Raw genomic sequence first — 5,452 nt, 5'->3', positions numbered from 1 at the left:
CTCCTATGCCGGACAGCGCCAGCCCGCGTCCGGCATAGGAGGCGATGCCGGACAGCCAGATCTTGGATTTCGCCGAATTGGCTTCGGCCTTGTCGAGTCGCGCCACACCCTTGGAGATGCTCGCCTTGATCTCGGCCCCGTCGATCGGCAGCGTTCCGTCGGCGACGTCGTCGAGCGCGAAGAAGCCGCCCTGGTCGGTGCGCTTGAGGAAGGCCGGCAGGTTGAGCCCGGTGAGCGCGCCCGGCCCGACGGTTGCCGAGACAGAGCCATCGGCGTTTTCGAAGATGGAGTTCCAGGATTTGCCCGGCCCCTTGAGGATGACCGAGACGGTTGCCGTCCCGACAGGCACCAGTCTCGTCATCCCTGCCGCCGTGGCGAAGGCGCCGCCATCGACGTCGGAGGCGAGAAGTCGGATCTCGACCTGCGTGCCTTCGAGCTTGCGGTCGAAGCGCAGGCTGCTCTGGATGTTGCCGCCGAAGGCAGAGGCGTCGGAAATGTCGAAGACGGCAAGTCCGTTCTTGACCTGCGCCGTAGCGGCGACGTCGGCAAGCTGGACCGGTCCTGCCGTGGCATGCGCCGCCGACACGCGGAGGTCGAGATTGATCTTGTCGGCGAAGCTGGTGTCGATCTCGCCGGGACCCGCTTCGCCGGTTGGCGCCAGCGGCGTGAAGGCCGAGAGGAACGATCGGAGGTCGAGCGTGTCGAAGGCGAGTGTGCCGGAGATGACCGGCAGTGCTTCGCCGAAGGAGAAGTCAAGCGCTCCCATCCCCGGATTGTTGTCGAGCGCCACAGTGGTGTTTTCGAACTTCACCCGGCCGGCGGCCGCCGTCACCTTGCTGGCGACCGAGACCGAGCCGATCGCGGCTCCGGGCGCGATGCCGGCCTGCGACCACTCCAGCGCGCGCCGCAGCGAGGGCGCGGCGAATTTCGCCTGGCCGTCGAAATAGGCGTTGTCCGACATCGAGGCTACGCCTTCGAAGGAGAAGGTAGCAGGTGCCGCCTTGACGGAGAGCGTGAGCGGAGCAGCGCCCCCCGCGAACAGTACCAGCGGCTTGGGCGACGCGAAGTCGACGGCGACGCTTTCGCCGCGCCAGATGCCGGTCGCCGTCAGCGTCGCGTTGCTGTTCATCGCCGCCCAGTTCGCCTGCCCGGTCAGGCTGCTCAGGATTTCCTGGTCCTTGCCGCCGAGCGAAGCCACCACGCGGCCGTCCCTGAGTTCCACCGTGCCGAACGGGTCCGAGGGCAATTTGCCGAGATCGGGCTTTTGCGGGTTGGCGGTGACGAGGCCTCGCGCGGTGTCGATCGAGCGCGTGATGCGGCCGCCGGTCGGGATGGCCGGCAGGAAGAAGCCTCTGGCGGTGCGCTGGACCCTGATCGTCGGCCGCACCAGCCGCGCCGTCGAGAACACGACGTCGCCTTGCAAGGCGGCCATGGCCGAAAGATCGACCTCTACCCGTTCGGCCTCGATCACCGGCGGCGCGTCGGTCTCGGTCCATTGCGAAAGCGTCACGTCGGTCAGGATGGCGCGGAAGGTGGGCCAGACCTCGATGCGCGGCGAGCCATCGATAGTAACCCTGAAACCGCTCCAGGCGCTCATTTCCCAGGCGATGCGGTCGCGCACGATGCGGGTCGAGGCGATCAGCGGCAGCGCGGCGACGACCAGCGCGATGACGAGCACGGCAAAGCCGATCGCCCATGCTCCGCGCCGGATCAAAGATGATGGCATATCGCCCTATATGCTTCCATTGCCGACAAATCGTCCGACGGATGTACCCCAGCGCCGACGCATTTCAAGTCTTTATGGCCCGGCGATGGCATTTGCGCACATCTGAAGCCGCCGGCCGAACAAAATCTTGCTCTGCTGCGCTGCGGTATGCATAAGCGGTGCCACCGGCCGTCGCCGGAAATTACACGCCGGTTTTGGGACAACGACGTACGCGGCGTTGGGCTTAACTGCCGCGAACGCGTCGCGTTTTTGGGAGGAACGAGCATGGCCGCCGACACCGCCTTGTGGACGCCGACGCAAGACCAGATCGACGCGGCGCCCATGACCGCCTTCATGAAGGCCGCGGCGGCCAAGACGGGTACGGCCTTTTCCTCCTATGCCGAGCTCCACCGCTGGTCGATCGACGAGCGCGAGGCGTTCTGGGGCCTAGCCTGGGATTTTTGCGGTGTCGTCGGCGACAAGGGCGAACGCGTGCTGGTCGACGGCGACAGGATGCCGGGCGCCGCCTTCTTTCCCGACGCCAGGCTGAACTTCGCCGAGAACCTGCTGAAGAAAACCGGCTCCGGCGATGCGATCGTTTTTCGCGGCGAGGACAAGGTCGAGCGGCGGCTGTCGTGGAACGAACTCAATGCGCTGACGTCGCGCCTGCAGCAGCTCTTCCTGTCGCTGAAGGTGAAGAAGGGCGACCGCATCGCGGCAATGATGCCCAACATGCCGGAGACCGTCGCCGCCATGCTCGCCGCCGCTTCGATCGGCGCCGTCTGGTCGTCCTGTTCGCCGGATTTCGGCGAGCAGGGCGTTCTCGACCGTTTCGGCCAGATCGAGCCGGTGGTCTTCATCGCGCCTGACGGTTACTGGTATAACGGCAAGGCGATCGAAGTCGCCGACAAGGTCAGGGCGGTGGCGGCCAGGCTTGCGAGCGTCCGCAAGGTGCTGATCGTCGACTATCTCGGCACCTCGGCCGACGTCGCCGCGACCATCGACAAGGCGGACGCCCTGGAGGCGGCCTTGTCGTCCTTCGTCGCGAAGCCCGTAAGCTTCGAACGGCTGCCGTTCGCGCACCCGCTCTACATCCTGTTCTCCTCCGGCACGACCGGCATTCCGAAGTGCATCGTCCATTCGGCCGGCGGCACGCTGATCCAGCATGTCAAGGAACAGCGCCTTCATGCCGGCCTGCTCGATGGCGACCGCCTGTTCTACTTCACCACCTGCGGCTGGATGATGTGGAACTGGCTGGTCTCCGGCCTCGCCTCGGGCGCGACCCTGCTGCTCTATGATGGCTCGCCCTTCTATCCGGACGGCAATGCGCTGTTCGATTTTGCCGACGCCGAGAAGATGACCTATTTCGGCACCTCGGCGAAGTTCATCGATTCCGTGCGTAAGGCCGGCCTCAAGCCGATCGGCACGCACGATCTCTCGAGCGTGCGCACCATCTCGTCGACCGGTTCACCGTTGTCGCCGGAGGATTTCCGCTTCGTCTACGACGGCATCAAGACGGATGTGCACCTGGCCTCGATCTCCGGCGGCACCGACATCGTTTCCTGCTTCGTGCTCGGCGTGCCGATCGAGCCGGTATGGAGCGGCGAGATCCAGGGGCCCGGGCTCGGCCTTGCCGTCGATGTCTGGAACGACGACGGCAGGCCGGTCAGGCAGGAAAAGGGCGAACTGGTCTGCGCCAAGGCCTTTCCGGCGATGCCGATCGGCTTCTGGAACGACCCGGAGGACAAGAAATACAGGGCCGCCTATTTCGAGCGCTTCGACAATGTCTGGTGCCATGGCGATTTCGCCGAATGGACGGCGCATGGCGGCATGATCATCCATGGCCGCTCCGACGCGACGCTCAATCCGGGCGGGGTCAGGATCGGCACGGCCGAGATCTACAATCAGGTCGAGCAGATGCCGGAGATCCTCGAGGCGCTGTGCATCGGCCAGGATTTCGACAATGACGTGCGCGTCGTGCTGTTCGTGCGGCTGGCCGCCGGCGTGAAGCTCGACGAGGATCTGGAAAAGCGCATCCGCGCCAAGATCCGCACTGGCGCCAGCCCGCGCCATGTGCCGGCCAAGATCGTCGCGGTCACCGACATTCCCCGCACCAAATCGGGCAAGATCACCGAGCTCGCGGTGCGCGACGTCGTCCACGGCCGCGCCATCAAGAACAAGGAGGCGCTGGCCAATCCGGAAGCGCTGGAACTGTTCCGCAATCTGCCGCAGCTCGCCGACTGAACTGCCCTGGCATGGTTAACGAAAAATGTCGGCCGAATTTACCTAGATTTCACGAGTGGTACACATTCGTAAATTTTTTGGCGGCCCGGTAAGAACTTGTTAAGGGACGGCGCCGATAGTCGCACGTAACTTGAGGGAGAAATCCCGTTCCTCGTCCCCTGAGGTTCAGATTCGCTCAAGCCCCCGTTGTGACAGCAATCCCATCCTTAAGGCGTCCCGTTGGACGCCTTTTCTTTTTCCCGCAGTGCGCTATTCGGCCAGCACCCGGGTCGATGGGAAGGCGACTTCCACCAGCGTGCCTTCGCCGGGCGTCGAGGTGATGCTGAACCGCGCCCGGTTCGCTTCCACCATGGCCTTGGTCAGCGGCAGCCCAAGCCCGGTGCCGTCACCGCGTCCGCGCTTCAGCGCATTGATCTGCTTGAACGGCTTCAGCGCCTGCTCGATCTCGGCCTGGCTCATGCCGATGCCGGTGTCGCGCACCCGCATGACGACGTCGCCGGAGGTCTCGTAAGCGGTGGACACGATCACCTGGCCGCCGGCCTGCGTGTAGCGGATGGCGTTCGACAGGATGTTGAGCGCGATCTGGCGCACGCTTCTGAGGTCGGCCACCACTTCCGGCAGCCGCGAGGCGAAGCTGGAACGGATGATGACGCGCTCGCGATTGGCCTGAGGCTGCATCATTGCCACCGTTTCGGCCAACGTGTCGTTGAGCGACACCGCCTCGTAATCCATCTCCTGCTGGCCGGCCTCGATCTTGGAGATGTCGAGCAGGTCGTTGACGAGGTCGAGCACATGGTTGCCCGACCGGTTGATATCGCGCAGATAGTCGCGGTAGCGATCGTTGGCGACAGGACCGAACTTCTCGTCCACCATCAGTTCCGAGAAGCCGATGATGGCGTTGAGCGGCGTGCGGATCTCGTGGCTGATGCGGGCCAGGAAATCCGTCTTCTGCGAGGAGGCGCGCTCGGCCACGGCGCGCGCCTGGGTAAGGTCTTCCTCGGCCCGCTTCCACTGCGTGATGTCGCGCACGACGGCGCAGAAGCCGCTGTCGCCGGGCAGCCGGCCGATGGTCATGAACAGCGGAATGAACCGTCCCTGCGACTCGCGCCCGATTACCTCGCGGCCGTCATTGAGCACGCTCGCCACGCCGGGTTCGGACAACCCGCCAAGATAATCGCGCGCCGCGCGCTGGCTCTCGATGGCGAACAGCGAGGCGAATGGCTTGCCGGCGACCTCGTCGCTGTCGAAGCCGAACAGCGCTTCCGCCGGCCGGCTGATCGAGCGGATGTTGCCGTCGCGGCCGATCAGCACCACGCCGTCGGTGGCGGTGTCGATGATGGTGCGCATTTCGGCGATGCGGCTCTTCAGCTCGGAAGTGTCGGGCTGCTGGGTGGGCTCGTCATTGGCGGCGCTGAAATGCGCGGGCGCCGCGCCCTCCTCGCCGGAGCGGCGCACCACCAGCATCAGCGCCTTGCCGGCGCGCCACGGCACCGAGCGCAGGAT

Annotated in this window: 3 protein-coding genes; 1 reads left to right on the top strand and 2 read right to left on the bottom strand. The window is 65.3% G+C overall.

What is annotated here, in order from left to right; translation table 11 throughout:
* Window positions 1–1,726: AsmA family protein (locus EN742_RS22525; protein WP_148670196.1), on the bottom strand; the 1,726-nt coding region annotated here is incomplete at its 3' end.
* Between the two features lie 264 nt (window positions 1,727–1,990).
* Between EN742_RS22525 and EN742_RS22520 the strand changes: the two genes are divergently transcribed.
* Entirely contained in the window at window positions 1,991–3,949 is a 1,959-nt protein-coding gene (locus EN742_RS22520) for an acetoacetate--CoA ligase (protein ID WP_126056448.1), read from the top strand.
* Between the two features lie 249 nt (window positions 3,950–4,198).
* Here EN742_RS22520 and EN742_RS22515 read toward each other — a convergent pair.
* Window positions 4,199–5,452: histidine kinase dimerization/phospho-acceptor domain-containing protein (locus EN742_RS22515; RefSeq protein ID WP_128333292.1), on the bottom strand; the 1,254-nt coding region annotated here is incomplete at its 5' end.

Source organism: Mesorhizobium sp. M4A.F.Ca.ET.020.02.1.1 (genome assembly GCF_004022645.1).
GTDB lineage: Bacteria > Pseudomonadota > Alphaproteobacteria > Rhizobiales > Rhizobiaceae > Mesorhizobium.
Note: the sequence above shows the minus strand (reverse complement) of the source record. Positions and strands in the feature narration are given on the sequence as shown.